The sequence below is a fragment of the Leifsonia sp. T36S-04 genome (genome assembly GCF_042465655.1).
In the GTDB taxonomy this organism is placed as follows: domain Bacteria; phylum Actinomycetota; class Actinomycetes; order Actinomycetales; family Microbacteriaceae; genus Leifsonia.
In genome coordinates, this window is record NZ_CP146286.1 from 91,836 (window position 1) to 110,868 (window position 19,033).

At 68.2% G+C, this 19,033-nt stretch carries 15 protein-coding genes; 11 read left to right on the plus strand and 4 right to left on the minus strand.

Annotated features, from left to right (window positions below):
• Window position 1 precedes the first annotated feature (1 nt).
• Window positions 2-1,390 carry an APC family permease gene (locus P3F85_RS00495; protein ID WP_374009308.1) on the plus strand — a complete coding sequence of 463 codons (1,389 nt, stop codon included), beginning with the start codon at window positions 2-4 and terminating at the stop codon, window positions 1,388-1,390.
• Between the two features lie 51 nt (window positions 1,391-1,441).
• Entirely contained in the window at window positions 1,442-2,578 is a 1,137-nt protein-coding gene (locus P3F85_RS00500; RefSeq protein ID WP_374009309.1) for a class I SAM-dependent methyltransferase, read from the plus strand.
• Between the two features lie 59 nt (window positions 2,579-2,637).
• Here the strand turns inward: P3F85_RS00500 and P3F85_RS00505 are convergent, their stop codons facing one another.
• Window positions 2,638-3,585 carry a glycerophosphodiester phosphodiesterase gene (locus P3F85_RS00505; protein ID WP_374009310.1) on the minus strand — a complete coding sequence of 316 codons (948 nt, stop codon included), beginning with the start codon at window positions 3,583-3,585 and terminating at the stop codon, window positions 2,638-2,640.
• A gap of 261 nt (window positions 3,586-3,846) precedes the next feature.
• Here P3F85_RS00505 and P3F85_RS00510 point away from each other — a divergent pair, with 261 nt between their 5' ends.
• Window positions 3,847-5,370 carry an APC family permease gene (locus P3F85_RS00510; protein ID WP_374009311.1) on the plus strand — a complete coding sequence of 508 codons (1,524 nt, stop codon included), beginning with the start codon at window positions 3,847-3,849 and terminating at the stop codon, window positions 5,368-5,370.
• Window positions 5,371-5,404: 34 nt separating this feature from the next.
• On the opposite strand, the gene P3F85_RS00515 is transcribed toward P3F85_RS00510, so the two are convergent.
• Window positions 5,405-5,749, minus strand: coding sequence for a hypothetical protein (locus P3F85_RS00515; protein WP_374009312.1), 345 nt, complete (start codon window positions 5,747-5,749; stop codon window positions 5,405-5,407).
• 110 nt (window positions 5,750-5,859) lie between these two features.
• Here P3F85_RS00515 and P3F85_RS00520 point away from each other — a divergent pair, with 110 nt between their 5' ends.
• The 3 genes from P3F85_RS00520 to P3F85_RS00530 all read left to right on the plus strand — a co-directional run bounded on the left by P3F85_RS00520 (window position 5,860) and on the right by P3F85_RS00530 (window position 9,510).
• Window positions 5,860-8,013, plus strand: coding sequence for an ATP-dependent Clp protease ATP-binding subunit (locus tag P3F85_RS00520; protein ID WP_374009313.1), 2,154 nt, complete (start codon window positions 5,860-5,862; stop codon window positions 8,011-8,013).
• A 288-nt stretch (window positions 8,014-8,301) separates the two neighbouring features.
• Window positions 8,302-9,267 (plus strand): Ig-like domain-containing protein, encoded by a 966-nt coding sequence (locus P3F85_RS00525; protein WP_374009314.1) that lies wholly within the window; start codon window positions 8,302-8,304, stop codon window positions 9,265-9,267.
• 78 nt (window positions 9,268-9,345) lie between these two features.
• On the plus strand, window positions 9,346-9,510 hold the full coding sequence (locus P3F85_RS00530) for a hypothetical protein (RefSeq protein ID WP_374009315.1): 165 nt from the start codon (window positions 9,346-9,348) through the stop codon (window positions 9,508-9,510).
• 473 nt (window positions 9,511-9,983) lie between these two features.
• Here P3F85_RS00530 and P3F85_RS00535 read toward each other — a convergent pair whose 3' ends face one another.
• The gene (locus P3F85_RS00535) at window positions 9,984-10,571 is read right to left on the minus strand and encodes a hypothetical protein (protein ID WP_374009316.1); all 588 of its coding nucleotides are present in this window, start codon (window positions 10,569-10,571) and stop codon (window positions 9,984-9,986) included.
• A gap of 454 nt (window positions 10,572-11,025) precedes the next feature.
• Between P3F85_RS00535 and P3F85_RS00540 the strand changes: the two genes are divergently transcribed.
• Window positions 11,026-12,090, plus strand: coding sequence for a zinc-dependent alcohol dehydrogenase family protein (locus tag P3F85_RS00540; protein ID WP_374009317.1), 1,065 nt, complete (start codon window positions 11,026-11,028; stop codon window positions 12,088-12,090).
• Window positions 12,091-12,178: 88 nt separating this feature from the next.
• On the opposite strand, the gene P3F85_RS00545 is transcribed toward P3F85_RS00540, so the two are convergent.
• On the minus strand, window positions 12,179-12,769 hold the full coding sequence (locus tag P3F85_RS00545; RefSeq protein ID WP_374009318.1) for a nitroreductase family protein: 591 nt from the start codon (window positions 12,767-12,769) through the stop codon (window positions 12,179-12,181).
• Window positions 12,770-13,258: 489 nt separating this feature from the next.
• Between P3F85_RS00545 and P3F85_RS00550 the strand changes: the two genes are divergently transcribed.
• The 4 genes from P3F85_RS00550 to galU are packed head-to-tail and all read left to right on the plus strand — an operon-like array spanning window position 13,259 to window position 18,787.
• Window positions 13,259-14,785, plus strand: coding sequence for a glycosyltransferase family 2 protein (locus P3F85_RS00550; protein WP_374009319.1), 1,527 nt, complete (start codon window positions 13,259-13,261; stop codon window positions 14,783-14,785).
• Entirely contained in the window at window positions 14,778-16,250 is a 1,473-nt protein-coding gene (locus P3F85_RS00555; protein WP_374009320.1) for a glycoside hydrolase family 26 protein, read from the plus strand. Before P3F85_RS00550 ends, P3F85_RS00555 begins: the two co-directional genes overlap by 8 nt.
• A 21-nt stretch (window positions 16,251-16,271) precedes the next feature.
• A complete protein-coding gene (locus P3F85_RS00560) occupies window positions 16,272-17,672 on the plus strand; it encodes a UDP-glucose/GDP-mannose dehydrogenase family protein (protein WP_374009321.1) in 1,401 nt (466 codons plus the stop codon).
• 26 nt (window positions 17,673-17,698) lie between these two features.
• Window positions 17,699-18,787: a UTP--glucose-1-phosphate uridylyltransferase GalU gene (gene galU / locus P3F85_RS00565; protein WP_374009322.1), complete on the plus strand. Its 1,089-nt coding sequence runs from the start codon at window positions 17,699-17,701 to the stop codon at window positions 18,785-18,787.
• The last annotated feature ends 246 nt before the right edge of the window (window positions 18,788-19,033 follow it).

Genomic DNA, 19,033 nt, shown 5'->3' on the forward strand with positions numbered 1-19,033 from the left:
CATGACAACGACCGACCTGCCCGTTCAACCGCGGCTCAAGCGAGCGCTCGGTCCGACCGCTCTCGTGCTGTTCGGACTCACCTACTTGGCGCCGGTGACCGTGTTCACCACGTACGGCATCGTGACCGAGACGACCGACAACCATCTGCCCTCCGCATACGTGGTCGCCCTCGTGGCCATGCTGTTCACGGCACTCAGCTACGGCGCGATGGCGCGCGCGTTCCCGGTGTCCGGCTCGGCCTACACGTACACGCAGCAGGCGTTCGGCGGCCACATCGGCTTCCTCACCGGGTGGACGCTGATGCTCGACTACCTGTTCCTGCCGATGATCAACTTCCTGCTGATCGGCCTCTACCTGAACACCCAGTTCCCGGATGTGCCTGGATGGGTGTTCGCGTTGGCCTCGCTTCTGCTCGTGCTCGTGTTCAACATCCTGGGCATCACTCTGGTGAACAAGCTCAACATCGCCATCGTCGCGCTCTCGATCCTGCTGGTCGTGGTGTTCGCCGTGCTGGCGATCAAGGAGCTCGTCACCAACCCGTCCTCCCAGACGCCGAGCCTGATCGAGCCATTCCTGCCGGGCTCGGGCGGCCTCGGACCGATCTTCGCGGGGGCGGCCGTCCTCGCGTTGTCGTTCCTCGGCTTCGACGCGGTCTCGACGTTGTCGGAGGAGGCGAAGAACCCGAAGCGCGACATCCCGCGCGCCATCCTGATCACGACGCTCGTCGGTGGCGCCATCTTCATCGTGGTGTCGTGGCTGGGGGCGCTGGTCTACCCGGACTGGCGCGACTTCGCGCAGGTCGACTCCGCGGGCGTCGACCTCATGGCCAAGGTCGGCGGCACGTTCCTGACGTCGTTCTTCGTCGCGGTGTACGTCGTGGGTGCGTTCGGTTCCGGCATGACCACGCAGGTCAGCGTCTCGCGGATCATCTACTCCATGGGCCGGGATGGGGTGTTCCCGCGCATCTTCGGCCGGCTGCACCCGCGGTTCCGCACTCCGTGGGTCGCAGCGGTCGCCGTGTCGATCGTGTCGCTGCTGGCGCTTGTGCTGACGCTCGACCAGGCCGCGACGATGATCTCGTTCGGCGCGCTGGCCGCGTTCTCGATGGTGAACCTCTCGGTGATCCGTCACCACCTGTTCCCGAAGGGCGGTCGCAGCGCGCCATCCGGCCGGGAGTGGGTGCGCTACGGCGTCGTTCCGGCGGTCGGTTTCGTGCTGACGGTGTGGTTGTGGACCTCCCTGACGGCCACGACCTTCATCGTCGGACTCTCGTGGATGCTCGTCGGCGTCATCTACCTCGCGGTGCTGACGCGCGGGTTCCGCCGCACGCCGCCGACGATGGACTTCTCCGAGAAGGAGGAGCTGCTGGACGAGGTGCCGGCCGCCTGATCCGGGGAGGCCGGGATGCTGCCGGGCGCGCCCTCTGGTTGACTGGAGGGCGTGTCCCCCGCAGCTCCCGGCTTCCCCTATGAGCGGTTGCGCCGGTGGCCGGATGTCGAGGCGCCGAACCTGTTCGCGTCGGACGCGGCCGACCGGCTCCTGGCCGACCTCGCCGGCGACGCCGTGCTCTCCGACGGACTCGTGGTCATCGGCGACGCGTACGGAGCGCTGACGCTCGCGGCAGCGTCTCGCGGTGCGCGCGGCATCCGGGTGCATCAGGACGCCCTGACCGGCGAGCGTGCGCTCGACGCCAACGCGACTGCGCTGGACCTCGGAGGCACCTACGAGCACCGCCCGCTGGACGAGTCCCTCGTTCGCGGAGCCCGCACGGTCCTCCTGCGGCTGCCGCGCAGCCTCGACGCGCTCGCCGAGATCGCCACCCTTCTCGCCGAGCACGCGCGCGCCGACGTGGTCGTCCACGCCGGAGGGATGCTGAAGCACATGACGACCGCGATGAATGACGTGCTCGGGGAGGTGTTCGGTTCCGTGGAGGCATCGCTGGCCCGGCAGAAGGCGCGCGTGCTCACCGTGCGCGAGCCGCATCCCGCCGCCGCCACGGTGCTCGACCGGTGGCCGGAGCGTGTCCGGGATGCGGACACGGGCCTCTGGGTCTGCGCGCACGGTGCGGCCTTCGCGGGGACGGCTGTCGACATCGGGACCCGCTTCCTTCTCGGCGTCCTGGATGAGGCGGTGCCGGAGGCGCGCACGGCGATCGACCTCGGCTGCGGGACCGGCGTGCTGGCGTCTGCGCTCGCCGTCGCCCGGCCAAGGCTCCAGGTCATCGCGACCGACCAGTCCGCCGCCGCTGTCGCCTCCGCTACCGCCACCGCTGCGGCCAACCGTGTCGCCGAGCGCGTGACGGTGGTCCGGGATGACGGCCTCGCCTCGCAGCCCGACGGCTCAGCCGATCTCGTGGTGCTCAATCCACCGTTCCACATCGGCAGCGCCGTGCACACCGGGATCGCGCACCGGCTGTTCGCGGATGCCGGACGGGTGCTCGCACCGGGTGGCGAGTTGTGGACCGTGTGGAACTCGCATCTCGGGTACCGCGCCGCGCTGGAGCGCGCGGTCGGACCGACGCGGCAGATCGCCCGCAACGCGAAGTTCACCATCACCGCCTCGCGAAAAAGCGGCTGAGCGCCGCCCATCGGGTCGCGTTCGTCGTTCGTCGCTCGTCGCTCGCCGTTCGTCGCTCGTCAGGCGAGCACTTCGCGCACGCCCGAAACGACCAGCCCGTTCGCGCCGCGGCTCGTCGCTTGATCGGCCGCGGCGCGCGACCGGACGATGTGCGCCACCACCGGCTTGCCCGTGGCGGTGAAGGCCTGCCACTGCTCCACCGTCGCACCCACGTCGAGTCCCAGCCAGGTCCAGCGTTCCTGGGTCGTCGGGACCAGCGTGGGATCGGCGCCGATCTCCGAGCCGTAGTAGTAGCCCCAGGTCGTGTACCCGCGCGCGTGCGCATCCACCGGCCAGGCCTGAGCGGTGCAATAGCCCTTGGCGACGAACGTCCCGGTGGGATGCTTCAGCGCGGACATCAGCGCGAAGAGTTCGCCGAGGTGGGCCACGGGCACGACCTTCGGGTCGACGAAGATGGTGTGAGTGCGCCCGTACGCCGCCACCAGCTCCTCGAAGCGGAGGTACGGCTGGGCGGGCTGGGACGGGTCGTTCGTCTCGGCGGCCGTGATGCGGAACCGCTCGACCTCTTTCCACGTGTGCTGCGCGGCGACGAACCCCGCGGTGCCGGACGTTCTGTCGAGCGTGTCGTCGTGAAGGCCGAACCACACACCGTCCGAGGTGCGGGCCAGGGAGATCTCCAGGGCGTTGACGCCCAGCGCCACCGAGTTCCGGTACGCCTCGAGCGACATCTCCGGCCAGTCGAGCGAGCCGCCGCGGTGGGCAACGGTGAACCCGGGACGCTGCACGAGCCGCTCGACCAGCAACCCGTTCTCTCGGGTGAGAGTCCGCGTCGGCGTTGGGGTCGCCGGGCGGAGGCCCTCGGAGCTCCCCAGCAGCCGTGGCAGGAGTTCTGCGCCCGCGACGGATGCGGCGACGACGACCGCAGCGCCACCGAGGGCGCCTCCGATCAGCGCCCGTCGGGTGATCCCCGGACGGGCGGGGGGAGCATCCTCCTCGTCGTCTGACATGGAAGACGGTAGGCATCCTGGCCTTCCCCGATCAAGCCGCCCGGTCGGGGGTCGGATGATCGAGACCGGTCGCCAGCGTCCTATTCGACCGCCGACGCGAAGTATCGCAACGCTTTCAGCGGAGGTATCCGGCGTTTCGCAACCGAATTCGTTGTCACATACTTGTCCTGAGGGGCGGTTGTTGCTAACGTCCCCCTGTCGCACACCGGCGTGGCGCCCCCAGCTCCGCCGTACCCACGACCCTCGCAGCCAGGGAGAGCAATGACGCAGACCAGTTCCCGACCCGGAGCCCCGAAGGGCGGCGCCGAGCACACCGGGGAAGAGAGCCACGCGCTGAAGGCGGACGGCATCAGCGCCGCCGGCTCGATCGTCATGGCCGTCGCGGGCAGCGCGCCCGCCTACTCGATCGCGGCCACGACGGCGACGCTCGTCGGCGCTGCAGCCCTCGGAGCTCCCGCCGCCCTGCTCTGGTGCGGCATCCCTATGCTCGGCATCGCGTGGGCGTTCCTCTACCTCGGACGCCTGGATGTGAACGCGGGCGCCGCCTACTCGTGGGTCGCGCGGGCGCTCCACCCCATCCTCGGCTTCCTGTCGGGATGGGCGCTCGTGATCTCCGCGACGATCTTCATGGTCGCGGGCGCACTCCCCGCCGGCGCGATGACGGTCACGCTGTTCGCACCCGACCAGGCGGACAACGTCGCCCTGATCACGAGCGTCGGTGCGCTCTGGTTCCTGGTGATGGCGGCCTGCGTGCTGTTCGGCGTGCACGTCACCGCCCGTGCCCAGTGGATCATGTCGGTCATCGAGGTGGGGATCCTCCTCGTCTTCGCCGTCCTCATGATCGTGCGCGCGGCGACCTCCACCCACGCCGGGCCCTCGTTCTCGTGGGACTGGCTGGGCTTCCAGCACCTCACCGGTCCTGGGGTGTTCGTGTCGGCCGCCCTCATCGCCGCCTTCTACTTCTGGGGCTGGGATGTGGCGGCGAACCTCAATGAGGAGACCAAGGACGGCCACAAGAACGCCGGATCGGCCGGCATCATCGGCGTCATCATCGTCTTCCTGCTGTTCGAGATCTTCACCATCGCGACCATGGTCATCCTCCCGGCCAAGACCATCGAGGCGAACAGCGCGAACGTCCTGTCCGTGCTCGGTGACGCGGTCTGGCCCGGCATCGGCGGCAAGATCCTCGTCATCGCCGTCGCCCTCTCCACCATCGCCACGCTGGAGACGACGCTCATCCAGGTGACCCGGACGCTGTTCTCCATGGGTCGCGACAACACGATCCCCAAGGTGTTCGGTTCGATCCACCGCCGCTGGCGTACGCCGGCGTTCGCTACCCTGATCGTCGTCGGCGTCTCTCTGGTGCTGTTCCTCGGAGCCAACCTGATCGGCCAGACGGTCGGCGACATCATGACGAACGCCATCGCATCCATCGGCATCCAGATCGCGTTCTACTACACGCTGGCCGGGCTGGCGGTCGTGGTCGCCTACCGCAAGGTGCTGTTCACGTCGGTGAAGAACTTCATCCTGATCGGCCTGTGGCCCGCGCTCGGCGCGATCTTCATGGGCGTGATCTTCGTGCTCGGGATCGTGCTGAACTTCCAGAACGATGCGATCATCGTGAATGTGCTCGGCCTCGGCTTGATCGTCGTGGGTATCGTCCCGATCCTGCTCTTCTACCGCAAGGCCCGCGACTACTACACGCGCCGCCCTCTGGAGCTCCCCGACGAGCTCGACGCCGCCGCCCCCGCGAACATCGACGACCGCGACCCCGCCTCCCGCTGACCCACCCCGCCCCCGCCCTGTGCTCGCGGGCTGGCTACAGGTCGTCCGGGGGGCGGCGGGATGCGGGGGATTCGAGGAGTGAGAGGAAGAAGAGGAGCGCCAGCAGGGCGAAGATCGCCAGGCCGCAGAGCAGGTCGCTCCAGCTGAAGGGGATCAGCTCGCCGTCGATCGAGAGAACGAAGATCGTCTCCATGACCCCGAACGCGATGAAGAAGATCCCGAGCAGCACGCGCGTTGCGACGATATTGCCGCGCCGGTGGATCTCCACCCGCCGCAGTTCGACCATGAGGGTGAGCAGCAGGAGCGGCAGGACCTGTGCGAGCGTGGCTGCCGTCGCGCTGTCGAGGACTACCACGCGCAGGTCGGCTGGATCCACCATGAGCGACAGGCTACAGATTTTTCCCCGTCGAATCGGGAATTGCCCCTCGCCGAACAAAGTTGAGCTTAGTAGACTCAAGTTTGCCCACAGAGAAACTGGGAAGGAACCACATGGCGAACATGCAGGGAGCACCCTCCACGCAGGAGGAGGCGAAGAGCGCTCTCGAACAGTACGGCGTCAACCTCACGGAGATCGCCAAAAGCGGCAAGCTCGACCCGGTCATCGGGCGGGATGCCGAGATCCGGCGTGTCAGCCAGGTGCTGACCCGCCGCACCAAGAACAACCCCGTGCTCATCGGCGAGCCCGGCGTCGGAAAGACGGCCGTCGTCGAGGGGCTGGCCCAGCGTATCGTCGCGGGCGACGTGGCCGACTCGCTGAAGGGCAAGCAGCTCGTCTCGCTCGACCTCTCCGCGCTGGTCGCGGGCGCGATGTACCGCGGCCAGTTCGAGGAACGGCTCAAGGCGGTCCTCAAAGAGATCAACGACGCGCAGGGTGAGATCATCACCTTCGTGGACGAGCTCCACATCCTGATGGGTGCGGGCGGCGGCGAAGGCTCCGTCGCGGCCTCCAACATGCTGAAGCCGATGCTCGCCCGGGGTGAGCTGCGCCTGATCGGCGCGACCACGCTGAACGAGTACCGCGAGTTCATCGAGAAGGATGCCGCCCTCGAGCGACGCTTCCAGCAGGTGTACGTCGGCGAACCGTCGGTCGAGGACACCGTGGCGATCCTCCGCGGGCTGAAGGGACGGTACGAGGCGCACCACGGAGTGACGATCGAGGACTCCGCGTTGGTCGCGGCAGCATCCCTCTCCAACCGTTACATCACCGCTCGTCAGCTCCCCGACAAGGCCATCGACCTCATCGACGAGGCGGCCTCCCGGCTCAAGATGGAGATCGACTCCGCGCCGGTCGAGATCGACACCCTGCAGCGCCAGGTGGAGCGGATGAAGCTGGAGGAGTTCGCGCTCAAGAAGGAGAAGGACGAGGCCAGCAAGCAGCGACTGGAAGAGTTGCGCGACCGCCTGCGCGAGCAGGAGGCCCAGCTGGAGGAGCTGCAGGCCCGGTGGCGCGCCGAGAAGGCCTCGCTGAACCGCGTCGGCGAGCTGCGCTCCCAGCTGGAGGAGGCCAAGACCAAGCGCGACCTCGCGCTGCGCGACGGTCGCTACCAGGAGGCGTCCCGCATGGAGTACGAGACCATCCCGGGCATCGAGCGCGAACTGGCGCAGGCCGAGCAGGCCGAGCACGACGTCCCGCGCATGGTGAACGAGCAGGTCACAGCGGACGACATCGCCGCGGTGGTGGCTGCGTGGACGGGCATCCCCGTCGACCGGCTCACCCAGGGTGAGACCGAGAAGCTGCTGCACCTGGAGCACGAGCTGGGTCGCCGCATCATCGGCCAGAAGAAGGCCGTGCAGGCGGTGTCGGATGCGGTCCGCCGCAGTCGCGCGGGCATCTCCGACCCGGGGCGCCCGACCGGCTCGTTCCTCTTCCTCGGCCCGACGGGCGTCGGTAAGACGGAGCTCGCGAAGGCGCTCGCCGCCTTCCTCTTCGACGACGAGAAGGCGATGGTCCGCATCGACATGAGCGAGTACGGCGAGAAGTTCTCCGTCTCGCGGCTGGTGGGTGCGCCTCCCGGATACGTGGGCTATGAGCAGGGCGGCCAGCTGACCGAGGCCGTGCGCCGTCGTCCGTACTCGGTGATCCTGCTCGACGAGGTCGAGAAGGCGCACCCCGAGGTGTTCGACGTGCTGCTCCAGGTGCTCGACGACGGACGGCTGACCGACGGCCAGGGCCGCACGGTCGACTTCCGCAACGCCATCCTGGTGCTCACCTCCAACCTCGGCAGTCAGTTCCTGGTCGATCCGACGCTGAACGAGACCGAGCGCGAGGAGGCGGTGCTGCAGATGGTCCGCCAGTCCTTCAAGCCGGAGTTCGTCAACCGTCTCGACGACATCGTTGTGTTCTCGACCCTCACCCAGGAGGAGCTCGGCGAGATCGTGGAACTGGGGATCGACCGGCTGATGCAGCGGCTGGCCGAGCGTCGGCTGGAGTTGGCGGTCACTCCGGATGCGCGGGCCTGGCTGTCCGAGCGCGGGTACGACCCCATCTACGGCGCGCGCCCGCTGCGCCGGCTCATGCAGCGCGAGATCGAGGATCGGCTGGCCACCGCCCTGCTGGCGGGAGAGGTGCGCGACGGCGACCTGGTGCGGGTCGATCTCGACCGCGAGACCGATCACCTCACGGTGGCGGCCGTGCGCGAGTAGCACCGGCCATGTCAATGAAAGGGGCGCTCTCTGCGGAGGGCGCCCCTTTTCGTGCTCTGGCGGGGTGGATCAACCTGGATGGACGGTGTGAGTTAGCAGACTTCGGTCGATTTTGTGTCGTCTCGGCGTCATGAAAGGCAACTTCCGGCGTCTTTCTCATTGTGCTGGTCAAAACCCCTGGCACACCCCAACGAACGACGACCGCGACTCCAATCGACCCGAAACGCCGCACGGCGATGCCGAGACGATCGCGTCGGATTCCCACCAACGGAAGGTAACCCGCCTGTAATGAACGTCAACAAGTCCACCCGCCGCCGGCTGATCGTCGGCACCGGAGCCACCGTCCTCGCGGCGACCGCTCTCTCCCTCTTCGCCGCGACCGGGGCGAACGCCGCCACGGGCACCTACAACGGCGGCGTCCGCGACATCCGCGTCGTCCCCACCGCTCCCGCCAAAGACTTCGGAACGGCTGGTACTACCGGAAAGATCACCATCAACAAGGGCAGCGGCTACGGGCCGGCGATGGCATACCTCGACCAGTACGACACGAACCGCTACTTCATCCGGCTCCCCGCAGGCCTGACGTTCGGCGCCAACGCGTGTGCCGGCCTCGTCCACTCCGACAACGCATGGAACGCCACCTGCTCGGTTACCAACGGCGGCCACGACATCAACTGGTACATGCAGGCCGCGAGCCCCGGGATCAACGGCATGTGGGACCAGAACGGTGACATCTCCTTCCCCATCGTCTCCAACGGGGGCTCGATGGCGGGTGGCGTGTACGCGCAGTACGACCAGTTCGCCGGGTTGCTGAACCCGACCGGGACCGCGACCGCGCGCCTTGCCGAGAGCCAGATCCCGATGCCCGCACCCGTCGCTCCCGCCGCGGCCAAGCTCACCAACCTGGATGCGGTCGGTCCGACGAACGGCCAGTACGACCTGACCGGTAAGGGCGAGCCGGGTGCGGCGATCAAGGTCGTCGACGCCAACGGCAAGACGGTCGGTACCGGCACGGTCGGTTCGGACGGCAACTGGCTGGTGAAGATCCCCCAGACGGGCACCACCCCGCCGCTGACCATCACCGAGAGCGTCAACGGCTCGGTCGTCGACACGGTCACCTTCGACAAGGAGCCGCTGCCGGTCCTGAACCCGGCTGTCGCCGGTGGGGTCCTCGCCCTCGCCGGGCTCGGCCTGGGCGGCGCAGTCCTGGTGCGTCGTCGCCGGAACAGCTCCGCCGCGACCGCCGCGGCCTGACCCCGATCGGTGGGGGCGGTGAACGCCGCCCCCACCGATCTCCCGTTCGACCCGAATCCGAACCCAAGGAAGCACTCCATGTACGCAGGCCCCACCATGCCGCCGATGGCCGCAGGCGGAGTTCTGGCCGCCACCGGCGCCAACACCACCCTCGGTATCATCCTCGTCGCGCTCGCCCTCCTCATCGGAGGCGCCCTCCTTCTCCGCGACCGACTTCTCAACCGCCGCGCGCGAGTCGAATAAGCACTCGACTCGACCGGCTGGCCGCAGAGCCCAGCATCCCGACCCGGGTGCTGGGCTCTGTTCGTTCCGTCTCGAAAAATGAGGCGACTCCGTCTCACGTCTCTGCGGCCGGCGTCATGATCGACGGCCATCTGCGTCTGAAGAGGTAGACGGATTTTCTTCCCTGTCGGGTAGGGGGCCGTTCGGCGTGGTGAGTTCTCGCTGGCGGACGTAGGGCTCACCGCGCCACCTCAAGCGACTCAACCGAACGACTCGACCGTCTGTGCATTACTTCGCGAAGAGATTTCCCGATTCCGAGTCATGGATCGCGCCCGGCTGCGTCTTTATGGGTGAGAGCGGAGGGTGAGCGTTCTGCGCTCTCAGGTGAGAAGGGCGCTTTCTCGCGTCCTTTCCGCAGTGGAGCGGCTCGGCCGGCCCGTCGGGTACCGGGCCGGCGTCGAGCCGCTCCACCGGACCGTGCTTCCTGGGAGCCGTCAGCGCGGTGTGTTCTCGCTAGCGGACGTTCCGCTCACCTCGCCACGCATGATCGCCTCGTCATCGACGGTGTCCAGCACGCGCCGGACGAACGCTTCGCGACGCTGCCAGAGGATCCCATCGATCAGCGCGGTGACGCAGATGATGTAGACCACGGTCGTGGCGACCGGGACGTAGGGCGCCTCGCTCAGGGCCACGGGAGTCGCCGGCGAGAGTGGGACCGGAGCCGTTGAATCGCCTCCCGGAGGCGAAGGCTGGAACTGAATGGCGAGCAGGCTTATCAGGCACGCCGCGATGGTCACCACGATGACCGCTATTGCGGCTGCCATCGCCGAGTGGCGGGTTCTTGCAGAGACGGTCACGAGAGTCATCGCACCCAGGCGGATCGCATCCCGTGTGTTGGCCCGCTGCAGGGTGGCGAAGCCCGGTCCGTCGCACGGAAGCGTCTCCATCACGGCCGCAGTGGTGCGAATCGTCCGTTGCAGTCGCGCGCGCCGGGTCCACTGGACACCGCTGGCCAGCAGCCCCGCAATACCGGTGCTGCCGAAGCCAGCAGCGACGACGACAGCCCACGAGCCCATGTCCATGCCCCGATGCTATTCAGCCCCTACGCGGCGTGCGTCCATGTGCGGGTCGCGGGTGACCTCAATTGCTTCCGGTCGTCTTCGGTCGAGGACGACTACAGAGCATGGTCCCGTGGTTCGATGCCGATAGGTCCTCCGGTGGATGCCCTCGCCTGCGTCGCTTCCGTAGCGTCGACGACATGACGAGACCATCGAGAAACCTGGTGCTGAGCAGCGCGCTTGCGGTGGCCGTGGCAAGCGATGCCTGCAAGTGCGCGGGTCACGCGCCTACGGAGACCCGGGTCGGGTCGGAGCGGCACAATCGAGCGCCGGATCGGTCGGCAGCAATCGACTCGGCGCGGTGGCCGGTACGGCGCGGGTCGCATCTGCACCGGACGCTCCGCGTGGACGATCAGGACCGGCCGCCGCGGCCATAGCCGGTGATCGGTCGGCTCCTCCCGGAGCGTAGGCTCGAACCATGCGTGCTGCAGTCATCCACGGAGAGCGCGATGTGCGCCTCGAAGAAGTCCCCGATCCCACCCTCTACACCGGCGCCGGTGCCGACGGCCTTGACGCCGTCGTGCGCGTGGTCGCCGCCTGCGTCTGCGGCAGCGACCTCTGGCCGTACCGCGGCGTGACACCCACGAAGGAGCCGCACCGGATCGGGCACGAGTTCGTCGGCGTGGTCGAGGAGGTCGGTGCGAACGTCCGGACGATCAAGCCCGGCGACTTCGTCATCGCGCCGTTCTACGACTGCGACATGACGTGCGTGAACTGCCGCAACGGGGTCAGCACGTCGTGCCTCAACGGCGGCTGGTGGGGCTCTGAGGACCGCATCGGCGGCTTCGCCGACGGCGGCCAGGGGGAGCGCGTTCGTGTACCGCACGCCGACGGTTCCCTGGTGGCGACCCCGGAGTACCCGCGCGCCGAGCTCATCCCGAGCCTGCTCACGCTGTCAGATGTCATGGGCACGGGTCACCACGCCGCAGTCTCCGCGGGCGTGACCGAAGGCAGCACCGTCGTCGTCGTCGGCGACGGCGCGGTCGGACTCTGCGCGGTCCTCGCATCCGCCCGCCTCGGTGCGTCCCGGATCATCGCCATGTCTCGTCATGAGACCCGCCAGGCGCTCGCACGCGAGTTCGGCGCGACCGACATCGTCGCCGAGCGCGGCGACGCCGGGGTCGCCGCGGTGAAGGAGCTGCTCGACGGGATCGGCGCCGACTGCGTGCTCGAGGCCGTCGGCACCAAGGAGTCGATGGATCAGGCCATCCGCAGTGCCCGTCCGGGCGGGATGGTCGGCTACGTCGGCGTCCCGAACGGCGGTCCCGAGCTGCCCGTCCGTCCGCTCTTCCAGAGCAACATCGGCGTGAACGGTGGCGTCGCTCCCGTGCGCAACTACGTCGAGGACCTGCTGCAGGACGTCTGGTCCGGCGCGATCGAGCCGGGCAAGGTGTTCGACCTCGAACTGCCGCTCGATGAGATCGGCGAGGCGTACGCAGCGATGGACGAGCGTCGCGCGATCAAGACGCTCGTGCGCCCCTGACATAGAGCACAGACAACAAGACGGGCGCCCGTCGTGGATGTGGAACCATCCGCGGCGGGCGCCCGTCCGTGCGTGCTGGGCGTGTTCGTCAGGCGTTGACGACGACGACGTCCTCCAGCGGGAGCCGGGTGCGCGGCGCGAGCTCGCGCTCCCGGAGCGGGGCCGGAAGGGCATCCGCGTCGCCGAGCATCCCGACGGCCGTGACCGAGACGGGGACGAATCCCTCGTCCAGCTCGAACGCATCGCGCAGGCCCTGAGCGTCGAATCCGCCCATCTGGTGGGTGTGCAGCCCGTCGTGGTGCGCCTGGATGGTCAGGTGGGCGACCGCCTGGCCGAGGTCGTAGGTGGCCCAGCGACGCTCCTTGCCCTCGGCGTCGACGGTTTCGGCGACGGCGACGATGAGCGCACCGGCGGAGCCCGCCCACACCTGGTTGAATCCCATCAGGTGGGCGACGATCGTGTCGAAGGCCTCACTTCCGCGGCGGGCGACGATGAAGCGCCACGGCTGGGTGTTGTTGGCCGAGGGGGACCAGCGCGCGGCCTCGAGGGCGGCGCGCAGCTTGTCCTCGTCCACCGCGGTCGTCGCGTCAAAGGCACGGGGGCTCCAGCGCTCGGCGAGAGCGGGCAGTAGCGGGGCGGAGGTGTCGGCGGCGCGGGAAGCGATGTCGGCGATCGTCATTCGGAGGTCTCCTCGGTGGTGTTCTCGGTGGTGTTCGTGGTCGGTGAGGCGGCTCCATTGCCGAGCTATACGCATGAAAACGCATGGATTGTCGGGGCTATTCCCGGGGTCGTTGTGTGAACAGAATGTGTCGCCGCTGTAAAAGTTCGTAACATTCGCAGACCCTCAGCGCCGCCGTGCATCGGGGTACAGAATGCGTGCATTCCGGGCGCGTTGAATCGCGTCCGAGGCATGCTTCCTCGCAATGACAATCTGGCCGTTTATCAGGCATTCCCTATCTGAGAGTGGGATGCACACCAGGCCATAAGCCGTGTCCGCGTGTCCGAGGACACCCTCCAAAGGGGGACGATCCGACACGCCGCAACGAGCCAGTCGACCCCCACTTGCGGGCCGTCACCACGGTCACGTAGAACTGTCAACACCCGAACTCGTTCAGATCCCCAGCGCTGCGGATGCCGCCCCCACCATCCCCTGTGAGAGGTCACGTCCGTGTTCATCTTCCTGTTGCAGCTCCGCCACATGCTCGGCGGACACCCCGAGTTTTATCTGTTCGCCATCTACTCCGCCCTGATCTGGGTCATCTGGGTCGTCAAGGTGCTCATGTCGCGCCGCTACCGGGCCTACACCGGCGAGTTCCACGGCACGACCAGCGTCGTCGTGCCCGTGGTCGACGAGCCCCTCGACCTGTTCCGCGACGTGCTCGGCCGCATGGTCGAGCAGAAGCCGGGCGAGATCATCGTCGTCATCAACGGCGCACAGAACCCGGAGCTCGCCGAGGTCTGCGAGGAATTCGCTCCGCTGGTGCGCTGGGTGCACACGCCCATCCCCGGCAAGCGCAACGCCGTCATGATCGGCACCAAGATGTCGACCGGCGAGATCACCGTGCTGGTCGACTCCGACACCATCTGGACCGAGGGCACGCTGCCTGAACTCGTCAAGCCGTTCGCGGACGACCGGGTGGGCGGCGTGACCACGAAGCAGCGCATCCTGGAGCCGACCCGCAGCTGGATCACCCGCTGGGCGGACTGGCTGGAGAACTCGCGGGCGCTCTACTCGATGCCCGCGCAGAGTGTCGTCGGCCAGATCGGCTGCCTCCCCGGACGCACCATCGCCTTCCGCCGCTCGATCCTGATGCGGGTCATGGACAAGTTCATGAACGAGAAGTTCCTCGGTGTCTTCCTCGAGGTCTCCGACGACCGCACACTGACCAATCTCACGCTCAAAGAGGGCTACCGGACCGTCTACCAGCACACCAGCCTGGTCTACACCGACGCTCCTCTGAAGGTGAAGAAGCTGTTCAAGCAGCAGCTCCGCTGGGCTCGCGGCAGCCAGTACAACACCATGCGCATGCTCCCGTGGATGCTCGGCCACGCGCCGCTGCTCGCCTTCTTCTTCGTGATGGACATCCTGCTCCCGTTCATGCTCGCCGGTGTGATCGGCGGCTGGATCTACCGCTCGATCACCGGTGGCGGCTACAACTTCTACGCAGGATTCCTGAAGGAGTACGGGATCGAGGGCGGCATCCTGACCGTCGTCGCCCTGATGGTGGCGTCCTCCGTGATCAGCATGTCGATCCGGCAGATCCGTCACCTCTCCGAGAAGCCCAGCGACTTCTTCCGCCTGCCGGTGTTCATCATCGTGTCGACGTTCTTCCTCATGCCGATCCGCCTGATCGGGTTCTTCCGCATGGCTCACGCGAGTGGATGGGGCACCCGCGCGGGTGCCTACGCCGGCGGTCCCGCAGAGATCAGCTCCGACGAGGAGATCGCCCAGCACGCCTCCGGCGCCGCAGAGGCGACCCCCGCCACGCCGGCCTACCCCGACGCCGTCGGCGGCATGACCACGGCCACCGCCCTCGCCACGCGGACGCAGCTCGCCACCCGCGCCGAGGCCAAGGCGGCCGTCAAGGCTCCTGTTCCCACGAAGTCCGCGCGGCGCCGGCTGAACCCGCTCGCCGCCATCCCGTACGTGATCGGCATCGCGATCCTGACCCTGGAGGCTCTCTTCCTTGTCTGACCAGACCGCCCCCTCGCGCACCGCCGCCTGGTGGTCCCAGTCCAAATCCCGATCGCAGGCCACTGCCGCGGCGGCCATCGTCCTCACGGCGGTGCTGTTCGGCATCTCCGCCTACGTGTGGGTGTCGCCGACCGGAGCCCCGCTCCGCAAGGTCGTCGACGAGGCCAGCCAGGTGGTGAACCCCATCGCGGCCCAGAACGCACAACTGAAGCGCAACCTCGACCGCGCCACCGAGACCATCGCCTCGCAGAAGGGCAAGCTCACGGCGCTGCAGAAGGCATCCCTTGCGGCGCAGGCCGCCGCGGCCAAGCAGCTCGCCACCGCCCAGCAGGCGGCGGCTGCGGCGGAGGGGAAGCTCTCCAGCGTCCAGGCGCAGCTCGCCGCCGCGCAAGCGAAGGCCGGATCGTCCGGCTCGATCGCTGCCGGAACGGGCACCAAGGGCAGTTCCGGCTCGGGCGGGTCCTCCGCCACTCCGATCACCGCGCCCGCACGGGCCGACCTGGTGAACCCGGCCAAGCGCTACTACGGCATGTACACCGAGCAGGCCCCCTTCAACTGGGCGACCTTCGACGCGACCAGCGCGAAGGTGGGCGTCTCGCCCAACATGGTCGGCTACTTCAGCGGCTGGGATGAGAACTTCCGGGCCAACGCGGTGCAGCGCTCCTGGCAGCAGGGTCGTCTTCCGCTGATGACCTGGGAGTCGCGGCCCATCGACGCCGGAAACGATGCGGTGAACGCACCGGCCTACTCCCTGCCGAACATCATCCGCGGCGACTTCGACGCCTACCTGCACCAGTACGCAAAGGACATCGTCGCGACGGGACTGCCCCTGGGCATCCGGCTCGACCACGAGATGAACGGGATCTGGTACCCCTGGGCGGAGACCGACGGTCAGGGCAACTCGATCAACGGCAACAGCCAGGGCGACTACGTGAAGATGTGGCGCCACGTGCACGACATCTTCCAGCAGGAGGGTGCGAACAACCTGGTCGTCTGGGTCTGGGCACCGAACATCGTGAACAACCTTCCGACGTCGCACAAGGCTCCCGGGTACCTCGACTCGCTCTACCCCGGCGACGCATACGTCGACTGGGTCGGGCTCTCCGGGTACCTCCGACCGCCCTACAAGTCGGACAACGACTTCAGCTTCGACTACACGTTCAAGCCGAGCCTCGACACGCTGCGATCGATCACACACAAACCGATCGTGCTCGCCGAGGTGGGGGCGTCCGAGACGGACGGTCACAAGCCCGCCTGGATCGCCTCCTTCTTCGAGGCCCTCGCCAAGCCGGAGAACGACGACATCATCGGGTTCTCCTGGTTCAACCTGGCCGTGACCAGCTACGTCGAGGGGGTCCGCGCCACGAACGACTGGCGCATCGACTCCCGCGCCGACACGCTCTCGGCCTTCATCACCGGCCTCACCAGACCTGAGGACGACTTCGCCCTCACCCCCGCTCCTTAGCCCACAGAAAGGACGATCACCATGACCGCTCCGAAGAAGATCAAGGACCAGCCCGCCCCGCGGATCAGCGTCATCGGCACCGGTTACCTCGGTGCCACGCACGCCGCCGCGATGGCCGAACTCGGCTTCGACGTCGTCGGCGTCGACACCGACCCGCGCAAGGTGGAGGAGCTGAAGGAGGGACGCGCGCCCTTCTTCGAGCCTGGCCTGCCGGAGCTCATCCGCCGGAACGTCGCAGCCGGCCGGCTGACGTTCACCACCGACCTCGCCGAGGCCGTCGCCGTCTCCGATGTCCACTTCATCTGCGTCGGCACGCCCCAGCAGTCCGGCTCGTTCGCGGCCAACCTCTCCTACGTGGAGGCAGCGGCCCGCGGTGTCGCCGAGAACCTCACCCACGACGGCCTGATCGTGGGCAAGTCGACCGTCCCGGTCGGCACGGGAGCCCGGCTGCGCGCCATCATCGCGGACGCCGTGCCCGCGGGAATCGACGTCGAACTCGTCTGGAACCCCGAGTTCCTGCGCGAGGGCAAGGCCGTCGACGACACACTTTCGCCCGACCGGCTCGTCTTCGGCGGCACGTCGGCCAAGGCGGAGGCCACCCTGCGCCGCATCTACGAGAAGCCGATCGCCGAGGGGTGCCCGGTCCTCGTGGCCGACCTGCCGACGGCCGAGCTGGTCAAGGTGAGTGCCAACGCATTCCTGGCGACCAAGATCTCGTTCATCAACGCGATCGCCGAGGTGTGCGACGCCGCAGGAGCCGACGTCACACTCCTCGCGGACGCGCTCGGACACGACAAGCGGATCGGGCGCCAGTTCCTCAACGCCGGCCTCGGCTTCGGCGGCGGCTGCCTCCCGAAGGACATCCGTGCCCTCATGTACCGCTCGAACGAGCTGGGCGCGCACGGCGCGGTCGGTCTGCTGCAGCAGGTGGACGAGATCAACATGGGCCGCCGCCAGCGGGTCATCGACCTGGCGCTGAAGGCGCTGGGCGGCTCGGTGCTCAACCGCCGGATCGGCGTGCTCGGCGCGGCCTTCAAGCCGCACACGGACGACGTCCGCGACTCGCCCGCGCTCAACGTCGCGGCAGCCCTGCACCTCCGGGGCGCCCAGGTCGTGGTCTACGACCCGCAGGCCCGCGAGACCGCCCAGCGGCTCTATCCCACCCTCGGCTACGCGGACTCGATGGAGGAGGCGCTCACCGGCGCCGACCTGACGGTCGTGCTCACCGAGTGGGACGAGTTCACCACCGCCGACCCGGCAGCGCTCGGGGCGATCGTCCGCAGCCGGACCGTCATCGACGGCCGGAACTGTCTCGACGGACCGGCCTGGAACCGCGCCGGGTGGAGCGTCTTCGCCATGGGCACCGTGCCCGAGGTCGCCCCTCTGGCCGACGACCTCGCCGCGCTCGCGCCCGTCCGCTGATACGACGATCCCAGGAGAGAACCATCATGACCAGTTACGTGACGAAGGCCGTGATCCCCGCGGCGGGACTCGGCACCCGCTTCCTGCCCGCCACCAAGGCGATGCCCAAAGAGATGCTGCCCGTGGTCGACAAGCCGGCCATCCAGTACGTCGTCGAGGAGGCCGTGACCTCGGGACTCAACGACGTCCTGCTGATCACCGGCCGCAACAAGAATGCGCTCGAGAACCACTTCGACCGCAACGCCGAGCTGGAGGACGCGCTCACCAAGAAGGGCGACCTGGATCGCCTGCGCAAGGTCAGCTACTCGACGTCGCTCGCCGACATGCACTACGTGCGGCAGGGTGACCCGAAGGGCCTCGGCCACGCGGTCCTCCGCGCCAAGATGCACATCGGGCACGAGCCGTTCGCGGTGCTGCTCGGCGACGACATCATCGACGCGCGCGACCCGCTCCTCAGCCGGATGCTGGAGGTGCAGCAGGCGCTGAACACGACGGTCGTCGCCCTCATGGAGGTGCCGCCGGAGTCCATCCACCTGTACGGCGCAGCCGCGGTCGTCGAGACCGACGACGACGATGTGGTGCGGATCACGGGACTGGTCGAGAAGCCCAGCCGCGAGAACGCCCCGTCGAACTACGCCGTCATCGGACGCTACGTGCTCCGGCCGGAGATCTTCGACATCCTCGAGAAGACCGAACCGGGCAAGGGCGGCGAGATCCAGCTGACCGATGCTCTGCAGGGGCTGGCTACGGCTCCTGCGTGGACAGGAGGCGTGCACGGCGTCATCTTCCGTGGACGCCGCTACGACACCGGCGACCGGCTCGACTACCTGAAGGCGATCGTGCAGATGGCCGTCGCGCGCGAGGATCTGGGACCGGAGCTCCTGCCGTGGCTCAAGGAGTTCGCCAACACGGCCGGTCCCGCCGAGACGGCGCCGATCCCGACCTTCCCCGCGATGCCGGAGCTGGCGCCCGCCGCTTCTGCGACGGCTGCGGCGCCGGACAGGTCGGCGCCGGTCGTCGCGAAGGCGAAACCGGCCAAGCCCACCCCCGCGGTGCCGTCCGTGTCCAAGGACGAAGCGCCCGCACGCGAGCTGGTGCCCACCGCGGGAGCCTGAGCCCGGTCCGCGCGGGAGGCGCACCCTTCGACCCCCAATGCCTCCCGCGCGGATCGCTTCCGGTCCGGGTCTCGTCGGCTCGCGTCCGTCGCGTTCGGTCGGAGATCCGGCCGCTCCCGTCGGAGACTCGAACGACCTATCGTCGGATTCTCCGACCTGCCGCGGTCCGTCGGAGATTTCGAGCCGATTCTCCGACGGAAGCCGGCCCGCCGGCACGCTGGCCGCTGCCCGCCGGCGTCCGTCGCG

What these genes read in the sequence shown, in the direction of transcription:
- P3F85_RS00495 (WP_374009308.1), top strand. Translation starts at nt 2, where the DNA reads ATGACAACGACCGACCTGCCCGTTCAACCGCGGCTCAAGCGAGCGCTC.
- P3F85_RS00505 (WP_374009310.1), bottom strand. Translation starts at nt 3,585, where the DNA reads ATGTCAGACGACGAGGAGGATGCTCCCCCCGCCCGTCCGGGGATCACC.
- P3F85_RS00510 (WP_374009311.1), top strand. Translation starts at nt 3,847, where the DNA reads ATGACGCAGACCAGTTCCCGACCCGGAGCCCCGAAGGGCGGCGCCGAG.
- P3F85_RS00515 (WP_374009312.1), bottom strand. Translation starts at nt 5,749, where the DNA reads ATGGTGGATCCAGCCGACCTGCGCGTGGTAGTCCTCGACAGCGCGACG.
- P3F85_RS00520 (WP_374009313.1), top strand. Translation starts at nt 5,860, where the DNA reads ATGGCGAACATGCAGGGAGCACCCTCCACGCAGGAGGAGGCGAAGAGC.
- P3F85_RS00525 (WP_374009314.1), top strand. Translation starts at nt 8,302, where the DNA reads ATGAACGTCAACAAGTCCACCCGCCGCCGGCTGATCGTCGGCACCGGA.
- P3F85_RS00530 (WP_374009315.1), top strand. Translation starts at nt 9,346, where the DNA reads ATGTACGCAGGCCCCACCATGCCGCCGATGGCCGCAGGCGGAGTTCTG.
- P3F85_RS00535 (WP_374009316.1), bottom strand. Translation starts at nt 10,571, where the DNA reads ATGGACATGGGCTCGTGGGCTGTCGTCGTCGCTGCTGGCTTCGGCAGC.
- P3F85_RS00540 (WP_374009317.1), top strand. Translation starts at nt 11,026, where the DNA reads ATGCGTGCTGCAGTCATCCACGGAGAGCGCGATGTGCGCCTCGAAGAA.
- P3F85_RS00545 (WP_374009318.1), bottom strand. Translation starts at nt 12,769, where the DNA reads ATGACGATCGCCGACATCGCTTCCCGCGCCGCCGACACCTCCGCCCCG.
- P3F85_RS00560 (WP_374009321.1), top strand. Translation starts at nt 16,272, where the DNA reads ATGACCGCTCCGAAGAAGATCAAGGACCAGCCCGCCCCGCGGATCAGC.
- galU (WP_374009322.1), top strand. Translation starts at nt 17,699, where the DNA reads ATGACCAGTTACGTGACGAAGGCCGTGATCCCCGCGGCGGGACTCGGC.